Consider the following 19,656-nt stretch of genomic DNA (forward strand, 5'->3'; position numbering starts at 1 on the left):
CCTGCCCGGGCGGCGGCCGAAGGCTTGCCCCTTCTAGGCCTACCCCAGCCTGGACCTGCTCCCAGTTCTCGCCCCAGGCCCGGGGCCGGACCTAGGCCCGGCCCCGCCCTCGCCCTAGGGCCTAGACCTACGCCTGGGTCCCGCCACCCTCGGTACGGCCACCCTCGGCCGCGCGGGTTTCGGCGGAGGCGGCGTCGTCGGCCTGAGACTGCAGGCCGGAGCGCTGGCTCAGCGGGGGCACCCGGAAGAACCAGGAGAGCACGAAGGCCGCGAGGATCACGCCCAAGCCCACCCAGTAGATGGTGCGCGCCGAATCGTTGAAGCCCTTCATGAACGGCCGGGCCAGGGCGGCGTCGGCCCCGTTGAGATAGGAGGTGTCGCTCGTGCTGGAACCGGCGCTGCTGCCCATGTCATCCGAGGAGCTGCGGATCTGATCGGCCAGCTTCGGGGCCAGCTCATCCACCCAGTGCTCCCGCTGGGACTCATCGGACCAGTTCACGCTCACCGTGTCCCCATCCACCGACGCCTCGGCCTTCTCGGCCACGGCCTGCAGCACCTGCTGCTTCGCGGCGTCGGGGGCACCGGCGGGCAGCTGCTGCTCCGCCTGCTGCACCGCCTGATCCAGCTGGGACTGCACCTGCTTCTTCACCGGGTCCGTGATGGGATCCCAGATCTTCTCCATCACCCCGGCGTTCTCCGCCTTGCCCGCCACGGACGGGTCCAGGGCGGCGTTCAGGGCGGAGCGCAGATCGCCCTCGTCGCCCATCGCGTGGGAGATGTTGGTGGGCATCGCCGTGAACAGCACGGACAGCAGCACCGCCGTGCCCAGGGTTCCGCCGATCTGGCGGAAGAAGGTCGAGGAGCTGGTGGCCACCCCCATGTCCCGCGGGGCCACCGAGGACTGGGAGGCCAGGGTCAGGGACTGCATCAGCTGACCCAGCCCCAGGCCGATGAAGAACATCCCGAGCATCAGGAACCACACCGGCAGGTCGATGGTCATGAAGGTCAGCAGGTAGTAGCCGATCGCGGTGATGAACGTGCCGATCACCGGGAAGATCCGGTACCGGCCGGTCTTGGCCACGATCTGACCGGAGATGATCGAGGAGATCATGAGCCCGCCGACCATCGGCAGCGTCGCGAACCCGGATTCGGTGGGGGTCAGCCCGACGACGATCTGCAGGTACAGCGGGATCGTCATCATCGCGCCGAACATCGCGAAGCCCACGAGGAAGCCCAGCACGGTGGCCATGGAGAAGGTCCCGGAGCGGAACAGCTTCAGCGGGATGATCGCATCCGGGCCCATCTTCGCCTCGATCAGCACGAAGGCGGCGATGCCGACGGCGCCGATCACGTAGCAGGTGATCGCCCCGGCGGAGTCCCAGCCCCAGTCCCGACCCTGCTCGGCCACCAGCAGCAGCGGCAGCAGGGCGGTGATCACGGCGGCCGCACCCCACCAGTCGATGCGCGGCTTCTCGTGCTCGCCCAGGCGCGGCAGGTGCAGGAACGCGATGACCAGGGCCAGGGCGATCACGCCGATGGGCACGTTGATGAGGAAGACCCAGCGCCAGCCCGGGATCCACAGGATCTGGGCGGAGCCGGCGAAGATCCCGCCGAACAGCGGACCGAGCACCGAGGAGATGCCGAACACGGCCAGGAAGTACCCCTGGTACTTGGCCCGCTCCCGCGGGGCGAGCATGTCGCCCATGATCGCCAGCGGCAGGGACATCAGGGCCCCGGCGCCGATGCCCTGGAAGGCGCGGAACCCGGCGAGCATGATCATCGACGTGGAGAAGCTGGACAGCAGCGAGCCCACGATGAACACGCCGATGCCGAAGATGTAGAGGGGTCGGCGCCCGAACACGTCGGAGAGCTTGCCGTAGATGGGCGTGGAGATCGTGGAGGTGATCATGTACGCGGTGGTCACCCACGCCTGCTGATCCAGCCCGTGCAGGTCATCGCCGATGGTGCGGATCGCGGTGCCGACGATGGTCTGGTCCAGGGAGGCCAGGAACATCCCGGACATCAGCCCGACCATCACGAGCATGATCTGGCGCTGGGACATCACGGCCGAGGCCTTGGGCTGCGCCCCCGTCCCGCCGTCTGCCTTCCCACTGCCGGCTTTCCCGCCGCCGGACTTCTCGGCGTGCGGGGCGACGGCGGGCAGGTGCCCGCTGGCCGGTCGGGCGGTCCCGGCGGCGTCGGCCGCGATGACGGCGGCCGTGCCGGTTCCGGTGCCGGCCCCGGCGCCCGGGGTGTGGTGGGTGGCTGACTCGTGTGCGGCGTCTGCCGCGACGTGCCGGCCCTGGTAGTTCGACATGCAGTTCCTGACCGTGGGTGGTGCTGGGGCCCGCGGCGCGTGAGGGCGGCGGGCGCGGGGCGCAGTGTCCCGCAGGCTCAGAGAACACTACCCCCGGCATCGGCCCCCGGTCACCCCGGTGGTTCGTGATGCTCTGCACTGAGTGCACCCTGACCGCGGCATGCGTTTCTCCCGGGCCCGGTTCCGCTTCAATCCGCCTCGCGGCGCGCGCGCAGCGCCTCGTAGGCGGCGCGGGTGCGCTCCAGCCACCACTCGCGCCGCTGTCCCGTCACCTCGTGGCGCGCCAGCAGATGCTGCTCCGGGGCGGGTCGCGTGACGGGCAGCTCGCCGTCGCGCGGGATGAGGGGGTTCTCCACCAGGTCCTCGGCATAGAGGGAGGCGGTGCCCAGACCGCAGGCGTGGGGCAGCTGCGGCAAGGCGGCGACCAGGGCGAGTCCCGCGGCCATGCCCACGGAGGATTCCAGGGCGGAGCTGACGACGGCGGGCAGCCCGGCCTGCCGGATCACCCGCAGGGCCGCGCGCACCCCGCCCAGCGGGGCCGCCTTGACCACGATCAGGTCGGCCGCGCCCCGCCGGGCCACCTCCAGCGGGTCCGTCTCCTTGCGCACGGACTCGTCGGCGGCGATGGGGGTGCTCAGGCCGCGGCGTCGGGCCTCCTGACGCAGCCGGGCCAGGCCGTCGATCCCGGCCACGGGCTGCTCGGCGTAGGCCGGGGAGAACTCCTCGAAGGCCTCCAGTGCGGCCAGGGCCTGCTCATGGGTCCAGCCGGCGTTGGCGTCGGTCTTGATGACGGCCTGGGGGGCGGCCTCGTGCACGGCGCGCAGGCGGGCGAGGTCCTCGGCGAGGCTCTGGCCGCGCTCGGCGACCTTGACCTTGACCTCCCGCACCCGCCCGTGGGAGCGGGCCAGCACCGGGGCCACCTGCTCCGGGGGCACGGCCGGCACGGTCGCGTTGATGGGCACGGTGGTGCGCACCGGGGCGGGTGGTTCGCGCCAGGCCATCTCGATGGCGCAGGCCAGCCACCGGGAGGACTCCTGCGGCCCGTATTCCAGGAAGGGGCAGAACTCCCCCCAGCCGGCGGGCCCCCGGAACAGCACGGCCTCCCGGTGGGTGACGCCGCGGAAGCGCACGGACAGCGGCAGGCTCACCACCCGCGCGGTCTCGAGGATCTCCGGCAGGGCGGGCAGGGCGGGTTCGGGTGCGTCGTCGACGGGGGTGCTCATGGTCCCATCGTCCCCCATCCGCCCCATTCAGGAAACGTCCAGGGAAAACGCCCGGAACGGTGAGGTTGTGCTGACAGGATCGACTCCGGTCGATCCCCCGCCGTCCGCCGGCGCGCGGGATCGCAGGCAACTGCGGCACGCGAGAGATGACGGGCGGTGAACGGCGACGAATCCCATGGGACCTGCCCCCGTCTCCGCCGCCTCCGCCCTGCCCCCGGAGGAGCCCACCCCGGCCCGGCGCCCCGGCGTCGGGACCGTGATCCGGCACCTGCTGGGTGTGGGGCTGATGATCGCGGGGCTGTGGGCCACCATCGAGCTGCTCCTGCATCGCAGCGCCGGTCAGCAGATCGACGAGACGGCGCTGGCGGAGGTCAGCAACCGGCTGCAGCGCTACACCGCGCAGTCTTCCTCCCTGCTCAACGCCCTGCCGGCGATCTCGGCGGGCCTGGCGGTGGCGGGGATCCTCATCGTGCTGTTCCGGCGCCACCGCTTCGCCCCCGCCCTGGTGGGGGTGCTGGTGGCGGTGGGCGCCAACGGCAGCGCGCAGCTGCTGAAGTCCACCCTGGTCAAGCCGAATCTGGGCATCCAGGATGCGGTGCTGAACTCCCTGCCCTCCGGGCACACGACGTTCGCGATGGCGGCCGGCTCGGCCCTGTTCCTGGCGGCCCCGCGCCGGTGGCGTCCGGGGCTGGCGATCCTGATGTGCGCGTTCGCGGTGGTCACGGGGGTGGCCACGGTGATCAACGGGTGGCACCGTCCGGCGGATGTGGTGGCCGCGATCTTCCTGGTCTCGGCGTGGACCATCCTGGGGATGCTGGTGCTGCGCTTCCTGCCCGCGGAGAACCGGGATGAGTCCGGCACGCGCTTCACGGGGCTGCTGGTGATCCCGCTGTTCACGATCTTCGGGCTGTTCCTGGGGTTCACCGCGCTGGTGACGTACCTGGTGTCCACGTATCAGCATTACCCGGGGGCGGCCCTGCTGGGCAGCCTGTGCCTGATCGGGGCGGTGGGGATGCTGTGCACCGCCCTGATCGTGTGCTTCCTGCGGGGCGGTCTGCGCGCCCCGGTGGAGCGGGCGTACACCAAGGTCTGGACGTACTGACCCCTCCCCCGGGGCCGCCGCCGGGACTCAGACCTGTTCGCCGCGGGTGATGGGGCCGGTGGCGCCTTCCGGGGTCTCCTCGGCGACGAGCGCGTCCCCGGTGAGGCCCTGGGATTTGAGCCATTCGAGCCGGTCCAGGAGCACGCGGGTGACCCCGGCTTCGTAGGGCAGCTTGTACATGGCGGCGGTGGTGGGCCCGGCCAGGGGGTTGGCGGCGGAGGCTTCGATGCGGTTGATGGCTTCGCGCATGGTCTCGGCTTGGCGCTGCACGAAGGTGCGCTCCACGGGCAGGCCGTGGCCGGGGACGAACACGCGGTACCGGTCCAGGCCGGCGACGGTCTGCAGGACCTGCACCCACATGTCGGGGAAGGAGTCGTCGAAGGCGGGGTCCGCGCCCTGCTCGACGACGTCGCCGGTGAACAGGACCTCGTCCACCCCGGCGAGGACGTCGTTGTCGGTGTGCCCGAGGCCCAGGTAGAAGAGGGTGACGGCGCGGTGGCCGAGGTCCACGCGGGTGAAGGAGGCGCGGCCGCCGTCTCCGGGGAGCATGCGGGTGGGCAGGATGATGTCCGTGTTGGGGCCCTGGTGGTGGGCCATCTCGGGTTCGAGGGTCTCCACGAAGCTGCGCTGCCGGTCCGCGTAGCGGGTCATGGCCCGCACGGCCTTGGGGTGGGCCCAGAAGTCCGTGACGCCGTCCGCGGCGAACACGGCGTTGCCGAAGATGTGGTCGTAGTGGGCGTGGGTGTTGACGACGACGAAGGGCAGGTCCGTGATGCGCCGGGCGGCCCGGAAGATCTCCGCGCCCTGGCGGGGCCCGGCCCCGGTGTCGATGACCATGGCCTTGTCCGCCCCGACGACCAGCCCGGAGTTGAGCCGGTAGTCATCCGTGGCGATCAGGTAGATCCCATCCGCGATCTCTTGTGTGCGAGCCATGCCCCCTACGGTACTGGATGCGGCCGCACCCCGCCTGCTGGTGGGGTACCGGAGCGCCGGGGAGGTTCCGCCCTGGCCAGGAACGGATGAGCGAAGAGGTCTTCCAGATGACGCAGCCACACACCGAGGACTGAGCGACTGATCGGGGCCTGCATATCAGTTTTTTGTGAGTTCGTACTTACGGCAAACGCCACATTTTTGCGATTCGAACGAGCTACCTGTAGATGTTCACCACATCCTTCGAGCCGCCAGGGAACCTGATATAACCCAGATCCATCCTATAGGTCTTATTTAATTTTATTCTATATTGCAATCTGTCCGGACTATCTCCCCAAATATTTTGATTGACCGCAATATTCCCACACTCTTTGGTCTCCAAATTCAAAGACGATTTATCCCAGGCGGTCGACCCGTCATTACCCCTAGCATACGTAACGCGCTTATTTACAGGGGTACATTCTGCAGAATAATTGAATATATTATTCACAGGAGCCGTGAACGCGAGGAGCAGTGCACACGCCCCGAAAATTATTGCGGCGGTGAATATGGTCAGCTTAAGTCTACTCTTGAATCTTTTCACTTGAATTCACCGTTCCATAGGGTCGCGATCTGCTTCACCACCCCGTCCTCTCCTGACACAGCCATATTCATCCAGCTTAGTCAGGGAGTTGCCGCGCTGACGCCCACCCCTAATGATCACGTCGCCCCCGTTCCCGATCTCTAGTGCGCGACCCATGCACCTTACCATTACCTTACTGGATGGTGGGGTCGAGCGTTGACGGTGGCTGTACGGACCTGGTGGATCGAGGAAGCTGCCACCCAGCTGCTTCTGCGCACGAGGTTCTGAAGCGTCCTGGGTTCCGTTCCGGCCTACTTCCTCAAGGAGGATCAGAACACGCCCCAGAAATACGGCCCCGAATTCAAGACCCGGGCCGTGATGCTCATCGACGAACACCTCCGATCCGAGCAGTGCTCTGCCTGGAGCGCCTGCATCGCAGTCGGTGAAGCCCTCAGCGGGATCTCAACCCCACACCCTGCGGGGCTGGTAGAGACAAGACCGCATCGACCATGGCCAGGCCCCCGGGACTGAGCACCGCTAAAGCCGAGGAGATCACCAGGCTGCGCCGAGAGAACCGCGAGTTGCGCCGAGCGAACGAGATCCTGCGCAAGACCTCAGATTTCTTCGCAGCGGAACTCGACCGTCCCACGACGAGATGATCGCGTTCATCGACGAGAACCTGGATCAATTCGGGGTCCGGGTCATCTGCCGCACCGTGGGTGCGGCGGAATGTGGTTTCATCACCTCCATCGGCTACCGCTCGGCCAAGGCCCGGCCTGGCTCCGCGCGAGCCCTACGCGATGAGATTCTCATCCAGGAGCTCCAACGGATCCACCAAGACAACGACAGCGTCTACGGCGCCAGGAAGATGCACTAGGCGATGCTCCGTGTCGGCTGGCAGATCGGCGGGGACCAGGCCGCCTGACTGATGAAACTCGCCGGGCCAGAAGGGGCCAGACGCGGCCGTCAGCTGATCATCCCGCGTCCTACCGGGGCACCGGATGACCGTCCCGACATGGTCGAACGCCGTTTCGCTGCTGAATAGCCCCACCAGCTGTGGGTCGCTGACATCACCTACGTGCGCGTCCTGGGAGAGTTCGGCTACACGGCGTTCATCACCGATATCTGCTGCCGTCGGATAGTCGGCTGGTCTGTATCCTCTTCGCTGCATACTGACCGGCTGCCATTGCTGGCACTGGAAGACGACCTGGTGAGCACCGAGGGCCAGCAGTAGCGGGCAGGGGCTGACCCACCCACTGCGACAGAGGCTGCCAGTACGTCAGCCGGCCTACTCGGATGCGCTCATCGCCGCCGGGGTGACTGCTTCGGCGGGCACTGTGGGCGACAGCTACGACTAAATCCTCGCCGGGGACAGTCATTGACCTCTACAAGGCTGAGATGACCCACTCCAAACGGGTCTGGGAATCCACCGCGGCCGTGGAGCTGGTCACGATGGGGGGTGTCCTGGTGGAACACGACCCAGTTGTACGAGGCCCTGGGCTATCATGCTCCTGCGGAGGTCGAAGGGACCTACCATCAGGAGCAGGGCGTAGCGCCCGTTGCGTCATAACCTCGGAACGAAACCCAGGACGCTTCAGCAAGATACCCGCTCATCTACTGAGAGCCTGTTTTTCATCCCGGAGTGGTGAGTATGGCTGTCGGTGTCGCGTAATGGACCGTCCAAGTGACGGAAGGATTACTTTTTGCGGCGTTTTAATATTAACCATTTTATGCGTGCTCCAATTATTGCCCCATATAGTGCTGAGCTGATGGCGAACAGGCTGACAATCTTAGGATCATGGTAATATCTAGGGTATATGGCGGCGCATGCAAAAATGTCCAAGAGTAAGATGAAATTCGCCATACGGGACGGTGGCACCACAAATGATAATACACCAACGAAAAACCATATTGATGAATGCGCGGCGATATTTTCAATAGAATTAGGTGTTTGATATTCCTTGGTAATGGAATAAATGATAATACATACCAGAATACCGGCAGTCCCGAATATGAAATTTGATCGGGTCATTCGAAGCCAATCGAAGGATGCATTTGTTTTAGTTTTCATTTTCTTTTCAATCATTTGGATTCAGAAGGTCAAGTCCTGCTGACCACGCCGCAGAAGATGTCGTGGTTTATATCAGCCTTTGGCCGTTGCTCTTATTGTGCAGTCCTGTCAATATCGGTGTTTTCATAAAAGACATCTGATTGAGCGAATTCATGTTATTTGATCCCCCTCGACCCTGGTAATTTTCTTGACAATAATGTTTGAACCATTTTCCCACAGTACATCATTACACCCTAACTACTCACCCAACGGACATTCCTAAGCTCTTCCCAGAGTCTATGACTCCAGCCCGCGCAGCCTCTGGATATTTTGCTCCATCGGGTATCATGTAGGCTCTGGCGGCACCCCCAAGGAAACTTCCTGCAGCGTCGACTCCGCCGCAGGTAAGCTTCCCGCCACGGATGACCTCCAAGCGGGGAAAAATGCCAAATCGAAGCATCATCACGAGGCACTCGGTGTGCAATGAACAGGGCAGCTGATCTCGGATTCACTCGCACTGCTCTACTTCAGATAGACGTAGTGGGAAACCCTGGACATCCCCAATATGGTGGCTCTTCACGAACGAGGGTGTAGTCGGTTGAGCGCGTCGGTGGCCGGGTAGGGGTCGAGGTCTCCCGGATGATGGAAGTTCTTCACGCTCGCCATCCCGAAAGACCTCGACGTGCTCCACCCTACTTTCGCGACCCCTGACCTGACCACGTTCTGCCGCCTCGACGAGCTCGGCCTCGTCGCCGTCGGCCAGCTGATCGAGCCGGATCGGGCCACGATCGAATGCCGCGTCGTCGAGGACGACCCGTGGTGTCGGAAGTGCGGTGTCGAGGGCGTGCCGCGGGACACGGTCACGCGTCGACTGGCGCACGAATCGTTCGGGCACCGGCCGACGACCCTGCTGGTGCGGGTGCGCCGGTACCGGTGCGGACACTGCCGGCGCACGTGGCGGCAGGACATGACGCGGGCAGCGGCGCCGCGTGCGAAGATCTCCCGCGGCGGCCTGGAGTGGGCGCTGCGGGGCATCGTCATCGACCACCTCACCGTCACCCGCGGCGCCGCAGGTCTCGGGGTGTCCTGGAGTGCCGCGAACGCCGCCGTCCTCGCGGAAGGCAAGCGGCGCCTGATCGACGACCCCGCCCGGTTCGACGGGGTCACCACGATCGGTGCCGACGAGCACGTCTGGCGACACACGAGGCTGGGCGACAAGTACGTCACCGTGATCATCGACCTCACGCCCGCGAGGAACAAGACCGGGCCGGCGAGGCTGCTGGACATGGTCGAGGGCCGCTCCAAGGCGGTGTTCAAGCAGTGGCTCGCCGCCCGCCCTGCGGACTGGGCGAAGCGGATCGAGGTGGTCGCGATGGACGGCTTCGCCGGGTTCAAGACCGCTGCCGCCGAGGAACTCCCCGACGCCGTCCCCGTCATGGACCCGTTCCACGTGGTCCGCCTCGCCGGCGACGCGCTGGATGTCTGCCGGCGTCGGGTCCAGCAAGACACCACCGGTCACCGCGGGCTCAAGGGCGACCCGCTCTACAAAGCCCGCCGCACCCTGCACACCGGGGCGAGCCTGCTCACCGACCGGCAGCGGGCACGCCTGGACGCAGTGTTCGCGAGCGAGGAGCACGTCGAGGTCGAGGCGACCTGGGGCATCTACCAGCGCATCGTCGCGGCCTACCGGGAGCCCGACAAGAAGAAAGCGAAGACGATGATGCAGGAGGTGATCGCTGCGATCAGCAGCGGCGTTCCCGCGGCGCTCGTCGAGGTCCGCAAGCTCGGCCGGACCATGAAGCAGCGGGCGGGCGACATCCACGCGTTCTTCGACCGCCCCGGCACCAGCAACGGCCCGACCGAGGCCATCAACGGGCGACTCGAACACCTCCGCGGCTCCGCCCTCGGCTTCCGCAACCTCACCCACTACATCGCTCGGTCGCTGCTCGAAGCCGGAGGGTTCAGACCCGCGCTACACCCTCATTCGTGAAGAGCCAATATGGTTATCTGAAGATCGCCGAACTTGAATCTATAGCTCTGCCCCGGCCGCAAGGACTCCGCCAGTTCCTTTCGATCCGGTCCGTCGTCCCAGGTCTCCAGTGCGAACTTTCCACAATCCTCAGTTCTCACCGAAACACCCGCACCAGCCGTAAATGATGCCTTGCCGACGCCGTCTTTCGCCGAATACGGTTTGGCGCTGATGATTCTGCACGATCTGATCGTAAAGTGTTTCTCGTTGTAGTCATTATACAACTTGAGTCCAGGAAATGCGATCAGAAACAGCGCGATCATGAATGTGTAGAATAGATACAGGCATACTCTCGCACTGACAGTTTTCTGCCTATTCTTCCGTTCCTACTCCCCGGCCGCATCGCGAGGATCCATCTTATGAGATGATGTCAGCGATCCAACAAGAGCCATCCCCACCGACATCGCCCTCCTGCGCCGTCGATCCATCAGCTCCACACTCTCACTCGCCTCGATGCCCCTGGCTACCATGGTCTCATGCCCCTGGATCCCACCGCACCCGAGCACGCCCTGAGCAGCCCCGCCACCCCCGGCGCCGGACGCTACGCCCCCTCCCCCTCCGGGGACCTGCACCTGGGCAACCTCCGCACCGCGCTGCTGGCCTGGCTCATGGCCCGCACCACCGGGCGCGCCTTCCACCTGCGCATCGAGGACCTGGACCGCGTGCAGGAGGGCGCGGCCCAGCGTCAGCTGGCGGACCTGGAGACCCTCGGCGTGGACTGGGAGGGGCCCGTGCTCATCCAGTCGCAGCGTCAGGACGCCTACGACGACGCCGTCGCCCGCCTGCGCGAGGCCGGCCTGGTCTACGAGTGCTACTGCACCCGCCGGGAGATCCAGGAGGCCTCCTCCGCCCCGCACGGCGCCCCCGGCGCCTACCCCGGCACCTGCCGGAACCTCACCGACGCCCAGCGCGAGCAGCGCCGAGCGCAGCGGCCCGCCGCCCTGCGCCTGCGCGCCCAGGTGACCCAGTGGACCGTGCAGGACCGCTGGGCCGGGCAGCACACCGGCGAGGTGGACGACGTCGTGCTGGTGCGCAACGACGGACGCCCCGCCTACAACCTCGCCGTCGTGGTGGACGACGCCCACCAGGGCGTGGACCAGGTGGTGCGCGGGGACGACCTGCTGGCCTCCGCGCCCCGGCAGGCCCACCTCGCCCACCTGCTCGGCCTGCCCCCCGTGGAATACGCCCACGTGCCGCTGGCCCTGAACCGGGACGGCAAGCGCCTGGCCAAACGCGACGGCGCCGTGACCCTGGCCCAGCTGCGCGCGGCCGGCGTCAGCCCGGAGCAGGTGGGGCGGATGATCGCCGGATCCATCCCCCTGCCGCCGCTGCGCACTCCGGACGGCCCGTGCCTGCCGCACACCGCCGCGCAGATGCTGGAGGTCTTCGACCCGGACCGCATCTCCCACCGACCCTGGACCGTGCTGGACCCGATGATGGAGGGCACCTGTGGAGCTTGCTGAGCGCATTCCCAAGAAGCACCGGGGCACCGCCGCCCTGATCGCCGTGCTCATCGGCTCCACCGGCATCCAGGTGACCACCGCCGTGGCCACCGGCCTGTTCGAGCGCTTCTCCCCGCCGGCCGTGTCCGGGCTGCGCCTGCTCACCGCCGCCGTAATCCTCCTGGCCGTGGCCCGCCCCCGCTTCTGGCGCTTCACCCGCCGGGACTGGACCGCGGTCCTCTCCTACGGGGTGGTCGCCTCCCTGATGAACGTGTTCTTCTACCTCGCGGTCCAGCGCATCCCCCTGGGCGTGGCCGTGACCATCGAATACCTCGGGGCGTTCACCGTCGCGATCCTCGGGGTGCGCCGCCTGCAGGACGGGATCTTCGCCCTCGGCGCCCTGGCCGGGGTCGCGATGATCGCCGGACCCACCTTCGGCTCCACGGACTGGTGGGGCTACCTCTTCGCCGCCCTCGCGGCCGCCTCCATGTGCGGATACACCCTGCTCTCCGCGCGCATCGGCTCCGGGACCCCCGCCTCCTCGGGGATCCGCGGGCTGGCCGTGTCCATCACCATCGGCGCCCTGCTGTGGCTGCCGGCCACCGCGACCGCGATCCCCCGGATGACCGGGCAGGACTGGCTGCTGGCCGCCTTCATCGGCGCCTTCGGTCTGGCCCTGGCCTTCTCCTGCGACGCCTTCGCCGCCTCCGCGACCGGACCCGCCGTCGTCGGGGTGTTCTTCAGCCTGGACCCGGTGGTCTCCTCCGTCGTCGGCCTGGTGATGCTGGGGCAGGTGCTCTCCGTGCCGGCCTACGTGGGGATCGGGCTGATCGTGGTCTCCGGGGCGGCGGTGACGTGGAAGGCCAACCGCTCCGCCGCGCGCATCACCACCCACACCGAGGCCCTGCAGATCATCGACACCCAGCAGATCCCCCGCATCGACTGACTCGCCCCCGCCCCGCCCCGCTCCACTCCCCCGACCGGCCGGGCGCATTTGGTGGCTCACACCACCCTTGGCATACTGAGCCATCGACGCGCACGTCACACTGACGGTGTGGCCCGTGCGATCAGCGCACCGACGATGAGGGGATGCCACATGTCAGACCAGGCCTTCCAGTACCTCGCCCTGGGGATCTACTTCCTCGGGATGATCGCCATCGGCCTGTGGGCCAGCACCAAGAACAAGGACACCGAGGACTACATGCTCGGCGGGCGCTCCCTGCGCCCCGGCGTCGCAGCCCTGTCCGCCGGCGCCTCGGACATGTCCGGCTGGCTCGTGATGGGCCTGCCCGGCGCGATCTACCTGACCGGGCTCGTGGACGCGTGGATCGCCATCGGCCTGACCATCGGGGCGTGGCTGAACTGGAAGTACACCGCCCCGCGGCTGCGGGCCTACTCCGAGGTCGCCGGCAACGCCATCACCATCCCGTCCTTCTTCGACAACCGGCTCAAGGCCGACGGGCTGGCCTCCCGCATCCTGCGCATCTCCTGCGGCGTGATCATCCTGCTGTTCTTCATCTTCTACGTCTCCTCCGGGATGGTGGCCGGCGGGAAGTTCTACCAGACCACCTTCAACGGGGACTACCTCGTGGGCATGCTCATGATCGCCGCGATCACCGTGCTCTACACGTTCTTCGGCGGCTTCCTCGGCGCCACCTTCACCGACGTCGCCCAGGGCCTGCTCATGCTCATCGCCCTGATCATGGTGCCGATCGTCGCCCTGTTCGAATTCGGCGGGCCAGCCGAGGTCTTCGACGCCGTGCGCCACGCCAACCCGGACGCCCTGTCCCTGACCGCCGGGGCCACCGTCATCGGCGTCATCTCCTCCCTGGCTTGGGGCCTGGGCTACTTCGGGCAGCCGCACATCATCGTGCGCTTCATGGCCCTGCGCTCCCCCGCCGACGCCCCCGCCGCCCGGCGCGTGGGCATCAGTTGGATGGTGCTGTCCGTTGCCGGCACCATCTGCACCGCCCTGACCGGCATCGCCTACTTCTCCACCCACCCCGACGCGCACCTGACCGACGCGAAGTCCGCGGAGACCGTGTTCCTGGACCTCTCCCAGATCCTCTTCCACCCGCTGGTCGCCGGATTCGTGCTGGCCGCGGTGCTCGCCGCGATCATGTCCACCGTCTCCTCCCAGCTGATCGTCTCCTCCTCCGCCGCTGTGGAGGACCTCGCGATGCTGCTGATCAAGCGCAAGCCCTCCCCGCGGGCCCAGCTGTGGATGTCCCGCTCCGCCGTGCTGGCCGTGGCCGTGATCGCCGCGCTGATCGCCCTGGACTCCGACTCCGCGATCCTGGACCTGGTGGCCTTCGCATGGGCCGGCTTCGGCGCCGCCTTCGGCCCGATCATGCTGCTGTCCCTGTACTGGCGCCGCCTCACCGCCGAGGGCGCGCTGACCGCCATGATTTCCGGGGCCACCGTGACCATCCTGTGGAAGCAGCTCGTGGAGGACCCCGCCTCCACCGGCATCACCGGGCTGTACGAGATCGTCCCCGGCTTCGCCGTCGCCCTGGTGCTGGGCGTGGTGGTCTCCCTGGCCACCCACAAGCCCTCCGAGCGGATCGACCGGGAGTTCGACGAGGCCCGGGAGCTGGCCGCGGGGCGGTAGGCGGTTGCGGGGCGCTGGCTTGCCGCGGTCCGCTGGCTTGCCGCGGTCCGGTCGCCGGTTGCGGCGCGGCAGCTGGCCGCGGCCCGCTAGGATCGGGGCGTGACCGATACAGCATCCGCCGACCTGCCCGCCGTCGTCTCCGAGACCTTCGACCCCGCCCGCTGGCGCGTCGTCGAGGGCTTCGAGGACCTCACCGACGTCACCTACCACCGCCAGGTGGAGCGCGACCAGACCGGCCGGGTGGTCCGGGACCTGCCGTGCGTGCGCATCGCCTTCGACCGCCCCGAGGTGCGCAACGCCTTCCGCCCCTCCACCGTGGACGAGCTGTACCGGGTGCTGGACCACGCGCGGATGACCGGCGACGTCGGCACCGTGCTGCTCACCGGCAACGGCCCCTCCCCCAAAGACGGCGGGTGGGCCTTCTGCTCCGGCGGGGACCAGCGCATCCGCGGGCGGGACGGCTACCGCTACGCCGAGGGTGAGACCGCCGAGACCATCGACCCCGCCCGCGCCGGACGCCTGCACATCCTGGAGGTCCAGCGGCTGATCCGCACCATGCCCAAGGTGGTCATCGCGGTGGTCTCCGGGTGGGCCGCCGGCGGCGGGCACTCCCTGCACGTGGTGTGCGACCTGACCATCGCCTCCCGGGAGCACGGGAAGTTCAAGCAGACCGACGCGACCGTCGGCTCCTTCGACGCCGGCTACGGCTCGGCCCTGCTGGCCCGGCAGGTGGGGCAGAAGTTCGCCCGGGAGATCTTCTTCCTGGCCCGGGAGTACAGCGCGCAGCGGATGCTGGAGATGGGCGCGGTCAACGAGGTGGTGGACCACGCCCGCCTCGAGGAGACCGCCCTGGAGTACGCCGTGGACATCGCCCGCCAGTCCCCCCAGGCCATCCGGATGCTGAAGTTCGCCTTCAACCTGCCCGACGACGGCATGGTGGGCCAGCAGGTCTTCGCCGGAGAGGCCACCCGCCTGGCGTACATGACCGACGAGGCCGTGGAGGGCCGCGACGCCTTCCTCGGCAAGCGCGACCCGGACTGGTCCGCGTACCCGTACTACTTCTGAGCGGGGTCGGGGTGGGGCTGGACTGAACGCCGACCCGGCGCACTCGTACCCATAGGCCCCGAGATCATCGCCGAGGCGGCGCATCCGTTCCCGCTTACGGCGTTTCCGGGAACGAATGCGCCGCCTCGCGTGGGGGTGGGTACGGATGCGCCGCCTCGCGTGTGAAATGAGCGGAGTTGAACCGAAACGGCGATCCCGACCCGGCGCTCTCGTACCCACCGAGGCTGGGCCTTCCCGCGAGGCGGCGCTCTCGTACCCGGTTTCCGCGTTTCTGGGAACAGATGCGCCGACTCGCGTGGGGATGACGCTCGGGTGGGAACGGATGCGCCGTCTCGGCGTCGGACGGACAGGAACGGGCCGCCACCGACCAGACCGGCCCCACCCGGAAACGTTGCGGATAGCCTGGTGGGCATGGACTTCTCCGCGCTCACCCCCGCCCCCGAACCGCCCGCCCCTGGGCCCGGCGTGCCGGTGCTGGATGGTCCCGGTTCCCAGACGCCGCAGTCCCTGACCCGCGGGCTGAGTTCGCTGCCGGAGGCGGATCGGGACGCTCCCGCGCTGGTCGTGGCCACCTCCGGCTCCACCGGCACCCCCAAGCGGACCCTCCTCACCGCCGGGTCGCTGCGGGCGTCGGGGCGGGCCACCGCCGAGACCACCGACTCGGACGGGGCGCAGTGGCTGCTGGCCCTGCCCGTGCACTACGTCGCCGGGGCCCAGGTGATCGCCCGCTCCATGCTGGCCGGGACCACCCCCGTGACCACCGCGTCCCTCGCTCCCGGGACGGGGTTCACCGCCGGAGACTTCCTGGCCGCCGTCGAGCGCATGACCCACCCGCGGCGGATGACCGCCCTGGTGCCCACCCAGCTGCACGTGCTGCTGGAGGCCGCCGAATCCGGCGTCGTCCCCGCCGACCAGCTGCACGAGGCGCTGCGCTCCTTCCGCGCGATCCTGCTCGGCGGGGCCCCGGCCTCAGCGAGTCTGCGCGCGCGCATCCGGGAGCTGGGGCTGCCGGTGGTCACCACCTACGGCAGCGCGGAGACCGCCGGCGGCTGCGTGTACGACGGGCGCGCCCTGCCCGGGGTCGAGGTGCGCATCGAGCCGACGACGACGGCGGGCGGCCCGGCGACGGAAGACGGGCCGGACTCGCACGGACCAGGCTCCGCACCCGGAACTCCGGTCTCTGCCGCCCCCGGCGTGCTCGATGGATCATCCCCCAGCGCGGTCGACGAGGGCCCCGCCGGAGGTCCGGGGCGGATCTGGCTCGGCGGACCCACCGTGGCCGCGGGCTACCTGGAGGACCACGCGCGCCACACCGAGCACTTCCGCGTGGACGCGCACGGCACCCGCTGGTACCGCACCGACGACCTCGGCACCCTGGAGGACATCACGTCTCTCGCGGGGTCCCGGCCCGGAACCGAAAGTGGTTCCCCCACCGGGTCCGGACCCGGGCCCGGACCCAGGCCCGAGACAGGATCTCGCTCCGCATCCCGCCCCACAGACCACTCCGACGCCCCCCGCCCCGAGCACCTCGCCGGGCAGCGCCTGAGGGTGGCCGGGCGAGCCGACGACGTGATCATCACCGGAGGGATCAAAGTCTCCGCCCGTGCCGTGGCCGCGGCCCTCGAGGAGGTCCGGGGGGTGCGCGAGGCCCTCGTGGTCGGGGTGCCGCACCCGCGGTGGGGACAGGCGGTGGCTGCGATGGTCGCCGTCCCCGGCCTGTCCGGCACGACGCCGAGCGCCCCCGCCCACCCCGCGGATGCGCACGAGGACCCGGACGCGCGCGGGAACGCGGATGCGCGCGAGACCGCGGAGCTGGAGGACCGGCTGCGCGCCGCGGTCCGCGAGCGCCTGGGCCCCGCCGCGGTGCCGAAGCGCCTGGAGGTGGTGCGCGCCCTGCCGCTGACCTCGACCGGCAAACCGGACCGGGCCGCCGTCGCCCGCGCCCTCGCCGCGCCCCCGCCGTCGTCCCGAGTGAGGCACCACCCCCGCCGCCCCGAGTGAGACAATGGGGGCCGTTCGTGAGCGCATCGAGGGAAGGACGTCCGCCGTGGCAACCGTGGGGCAGTGGGTCGAGGGGGCGCGGCTGAGGACGCTGCCGCTGGCGGTGGCGCCGGTGATCGCGGGCTCCGCGGCGGCCGCGCAGATGGACTCCCTCCACGTCGGGCCGGCGGTGCTCGCGCTGCTCGTCGCGTTCTTCCTGCAGGTGGGGGTCAACTACGCCAACGACTACTCCGACGGCATCAAGGGCACCGACGACGAGACGCGCGTGGGCCCGCTGCGCCTGACCGGCTCCGGCGCCGCCGCCCCGCGCCAGGTGAAGCTGGCGGCGTTCGCGTGCTTCGGCGCGGCCGGGGCCGCCGGGCTGTGGCTGATCATCCTGGCGGGGCAGTGGTGGTTCCTGCTGATCGGGGCCTCCGCGGTGCTGGCCGCCTGGGGCTACACCGGCGGGAAGCACCCCTACGGGTACCTCGGGCTGGGCGACCTGTTCGTCTTCATCTACTTCGGGCTGGTGGCCACCCTGGGCACCACCTTCACCCAGGCCTCCCGCCTGTCCGCGACCGCCTGGTGCGCCGCCGTCGCCATGGGGCTGATCGCCTGCGCGCTGCTGATGGCCAACAACCTCCGGGACATCCCCACCGATGAGGTGGCCGGCAAGCGCACGATGGCGGTGCGTCTGGGCGACGCGCGGGCCCGGCTGGCGTACGCCGGGGAGATCGTGCTGGCCTACGCCGTGATGGTCTTCGCCGTGCCGGAGAACCCGTGGGTCCTGCTGGTGCTGTGCTCGCTGGTGCTGGCCGTCCCGGCGGTGCGCACCGTGCTGCGGACGCAGCAGATGCGCGCCCTGATCCCGGTGCTGCGCCAGACCGGATTCCTCAGCCTGGCCTTCGCGCTGCTGCTGGTCGTCGCCGCGGTGATGGCGGCGTGAAGCGGCCCGACGACGGCGGGGTGAACGGTCCCGACGCCGGCAGCGCGCGTCGTCCCGGCGACCCTGGCATGAGCCGACCCGACGCTGCCCGGTCCGGAGCCGCCCGCCCCTTCCCGTGGGGCTGGTGCCTGCTGGTGCTGCTGGTGGCCTCCTGCCTGCGCCCGGCCCTGACCTCCGTCGGGCCCGTGGTGGAGCCGCTGCGCGCCGCGACCGGCCTGTCCGCGGCCGGCGCCGGCCTGCTCGGGGCGCTGCCCCTGCTGGCCTTCGCGGTGCTCTCCCCGGTGGTGGCCCTGCCGGCCCAGCGCGTGGGCCTGGAGCGGGCGGTGCTGGCGGCGCTGGCGGTGCTCGCCGCGGGGATCCTGGTGCGCTCCACGCCCGGGCCCGGCCTGCTGTGGGTCGGCACCCTGCTGGTGGGCGCGGGGATCGCGGTGCAGAACGTCGTCGTGCCGGTGATCGTCAAACGGGACTTCCCCGGCCAGGTATCCGTGATGACCGGGATGTACACCGCGGTGCTCTCGGTGGCCGCGGCCCTGGCGGCGGGGTTCTCCGAGCCGCTGGCCGCCGTCCTGCCGGGCGGGTGGCGCACGAGTCTGGCGCTGTGGGCGGTGCCGGCGGGCGCGGCGGGTCTGTGGTGGGCGGTGCGCACCCGCGGTCGACGCCGCACCCAGCAGCGCACCGTCCCCCTGCGGGAGGCGGTCACCGGGGCGCTGCCCGTGCTGCCGTCGGCCCCGGAGCCGCCGTCCCTGCGCCGGGTGTCCATGCTGCGCTCCCCCATCGCGTGGGCGGTGACCCTGTACATGGGTCTGCAGTCGGCGGTGTTCTACACGGTGATGATGTGGCTGCCGAGCATGGAGGCCCGACTGGGCGTGGGAGCCGCGGCCGCCGGGTGGCACCTGTTCACCCTGCAGGTCACCGGGATCCTGGGGAACCTCTCCGTGAGCTTCCTGGCCGAGCGCCGCGCGTCCCAGTCGTGGCTGGCGATACTGCTGTCCTCGATGATCGTGGTGCCGGCAGTAGGAGCGCTGCTGTGGCCGGGCGGGGCCGTGCTGTGGTGTGGTCTGGTCGGCATCGGCTGCGGCGGCGGCTTCTCCCTGTCCCTGGCGATGATGGGTCTGCGCACCGTGCACCCGGCCCACACCCTGCGCCTGTCCGGGATGTCCCAGTGCCTGGGCTACCTGCTGGCGGCGACCGGCCCGCTGCTGGCCGGCTCCCTCGCCGAGGCCACCGGATCCTGGGCGGCGGTGCTGTGGTCGCTGCTGGTGCTGGCGTGCGTGCAGTTCGCCGCGGGCGTCGTCGCCGGCCGCAACCGCCGCATCGGGGAGCCGACGCCGCCCCGCCCCTGACCGGCTTCTCGGGGGTGGGCCTGCCCCAACACGACCCGGCGCATCCGTACCCACCC

13 protein-coding genes and 1 pseudogene are annotated in these 19,656 nt (G+C 69.1%); 10 read left to right on the forward strand and 4 right to left on the reverse strand.

The window, feature by feature from the left end:
* Nucleotides 1-127: 127 nt before the first annotated feature.
* Together I6G21_RS01755 and I6G21_RS01760 are read right to left on the reverse strand one after the other, a co-directional pair.
* A complete protein-coding gene (locus tag I6G21_RS01755) occupies nucleotides 128-2,062 on the reverse strand; it encodes an MDR family MFS transporter (protein WP_129357797.1) in 1,935 nt (644 codons plus the stop codon).
* 443 nt (nucleotides 2,063-2,505) lie between these two features.
* Entirely contained in the window at nucleotides 2,506-3,540 is a 1,035-nt protein-coding gene (locus I6G21_RS01760; protein ID WP_129357747.1) for an o-succinylbenzoate synthase, read from the reverse strand.
* A gap of 175 nt (nucleotides 3,541-3,715) precedes the next feature.
* Between I6G21_RS01760 and I6G21_RS01765 the strand changes: the two genes are divergently transcribed.
* Nucleotides 3,716-4,642, forward strand: a complete 927-nt coding sequence (locus I6G21_RS01765) for a phosphatase PAP2 family protein (RefSeq protein WP_129357746.1) — start codon at nucleotides 3,716-3,718, stop codon at nucleotides 4,640-4,642.
* Nucleotides 4,643-4,669: 27 nt separating this feature from the next.
* Here the strand turns inward: I6G21_RS01765 and I6G21_RS01770 are convergent, their stop codons facing one another.
* Complete coding sequence (locus tag I6G21_RS01770) at nucleotides 4,670-5,575, reverse strand: MBL fold metallo-hydrolase (RefSeq protein WP_075515198.1); 906 nt, start codon at nucleotides 5,573-5,575, stop codon at nucleotides 4,670-4,672.
* A gap of 937 nt (nucleotides 5,576-6,512) precedes the next feature.
* On the opposite strand from I6G21_RS01770, the pseudogene I6G21_RS10875 reads away from it, so the two are divergent.
* Nucleotides 6,513-7,704, forward strand: a pseudogene (locus tag I6G21_RS10875) (IS3 family transposase).
* 1,162 nt (nucleotides 7,705-8,866) lie between these two features.
* Complete coding sequence (locus I6G21_RS01780; RefSeq protein WP_129357744.1) at nucleotides 8,867-10,174, forward strand: ISL3 family transposase; 1,308 nt, start codon at nucleotides 8,867-8,869, stop codon at nucleotides 10,172-10,174.
* Here the strand turns inward: I6G21_RS01780 and I6G21_RS01785 are convergent.
* Nucleotides 10,165-10,476: a hypothetical protein gene (locus I6G21_RS01785; protein ID WP_129357743.1), complete on the reverse strand. Its 312-nt coding sequence runs from the start codon at nucleotides 10,474-10,476 to the stop codon at nucleotides 10,165-10,167. The genes I6G21_RS01780 and I6G21_RS01785 overlap by 10 nt on opposite strands.
* A gap of 213 nt (nucleotides 10,477-10,689) precedes the next feature.
* Here I6G21_RS01785 and gluQRS point away from each other — a divergent pair, with 213 nt between their 5' ends.
* The 7 genes from gluQRS to I6G21_RS01820 all read left to right on the forward strand — a co-directional run bounded on the left by gluQRS (nucleotide 10,690) and on the right by I6G21_RS01820 (nucleotide 19,600).
* Complete coding sequence (gluQRS, locus tag I6G21_RS01790; RefSeq protein ID WP_129357742.1) at nucleotides 10,690-11,676, forward strand: tRNA glutamyl-Q(34) synthetase GluQRS; 987 nt, start codon at nucleotides 10,690-10,692, stop codon at nucleotides 11,674-11,676.
* On the forward strand, nucleotides 11,663-12,601 hold the full coding sequence (locus I6G21_RS01795) for an EamA family transporter (protein ID WP_129357741.1): 939 nt from the start codon (nucleotides 11,663-11,665) through the stop codon (nucleotides 12,599-12,601). The genes gluQRS and I6G21_RS01795 overlap by 14 nt, the downstream gene beginning before the upstream one ends.
* Nucleotides 12,602-12,751: 150 nt before the next feature.
* Nucleotides 12,752-14,266: a sodium/proline symporter PutP gene (putP, locus tag I6G21_RS01800; protein ID WP_058731568.1), complete on the forward strand. Its 1,515-nt coding sequence runs from the start codon at nucleotides 12,752-12,754 to the stop codon at nucleotides 14,264-14,266.
* Between the two features lie 99 nt (nucleotides 14,267-14,365).
* Nucleotides 14,366-15,331: a 1,4-dihydroxy-2-naphthoyl-CoA synthase gene (locus I6G21_RS01805; RefSeq protein ID WP_058731567.1), complete on the forward strand. Its 966-nt coding sequence runs from the start codon at nucleotides 14,366-14,368 to the stop codon at nucleotides 15,329-15,331.
* Between the two features lie 411 nt (nucleotides 15,332-15,742).
* Nucleotides 15,743-17,332: an AMP-binding protein gene (locus tag I6G21_RS10580; protein WP_232238481.1), complete on the forward strand. Its 1,590-nt coding sequence runs from the start codon at nucleotides 15,743-15,745 to the stop codon at nucleotides 17,330-17,332.
* Nucleotides 17,333-17,378: 46 nt separating this feature from the next.
* Nucleotides 17,379-18,257, forward strand: coding sequence for a 1,4-dihydroxy-2-naphthoate polyprenyltransferase (locus I6G21_RS01815; protein WP_058743564.1), 879 nt, complete (start codon nucleotides 17,379-17,381; stop codon nucleotides 18,255-18,257).
* A 68-nt stretch (nucleotides 18,258-18,325) separates the two neighbouring features.
* Nucleotides 18,326-19,600: an MFS transporter gene (locus I6G21_RS01820; RefSeq protein ID WP_129357740.1), complete on the forward strand. Its 1,275-nt coding sequence runs from the start codon at nucleotides 18,326-18,328 to the stop codon at nucleotides 19,598-19,600.
* Nucleotides 19,601-19,656 lie beyond the last annotated feature (56 nt).

Source organism: Rothia kristinae (assembly GCF_016028855.1).
Lineage (GTDB): Bacteria > Actinomycetota > Actinomycetes > Actinomycetales > Micrococcaceae > Rothia > Rothia kristinae.

Bases quoted from the DNA above. Each gene is read 5' to 3' on its own strand.
- I6G21_RS01755 (WP_129357797.1), bottom strand. From the start codon at position 2,062: ATGTCCCAGCGCCAGATCATGCTCGTGATGGTCGGGCTGATGTCCGGG.
- I6G21_RS01760 (WP_129357747.1), bottom strand. From the start codon at position 3,540: ATGAGCACCCCCGTCGACGACGCACCCGAACCCGCCCTGCCCGCCCTG.
- I6G21_RS01765 (WP_129357746.1), top strand. From the start codon at position 3,716: ATGGGACCTGCCCCCGTCTCCGCCGCCTCCGCCCTGCCCCCGGAGGAG.
- I6G21_RS01770 (WP_075515198.1), bottom strand. From the start codon at position 5,575: ATGGCTCGCACACAAGAGATCGCGGATGGGATCTACCTGATCGCCACG.
- I6G21_RS01785 (WP_129357743.1), bottom strand. From the start codon at position 10,476: ATGATCGCGCTGTTTCTGATCGCATTTCCTGGACTCAAGTTGTATAAT.
- gluQRS (WP_129357742.1), top strand. From the start codon at position 10,690: ATGCCCCTGGATCCCACCGCACCCGAGCACGCCCTGAGCAGCCCCGCC.
- putP (WP_058731568.1), top strand. From the start codon at position 12,752: ATGTCAGACCAGGCCTTCCAGTACCTCGCCCTGGGGATCTACTTCCTC.
- I6G21_RS10580 (WP_232238481.1), top strand. From the start codon at position 15,743: ATGGACTTCTCCGCGCTCACCCCCGCCCCCGAACCGCCCGCCCCTGGG.
- I6G21_RS01820 (WP_129357740.1), top strand. From the start codon at position 18,326: ATGAGCCGACCCGACGCTGCCCGGTCCGGAGCCGCCCGCCCCTTCCCG.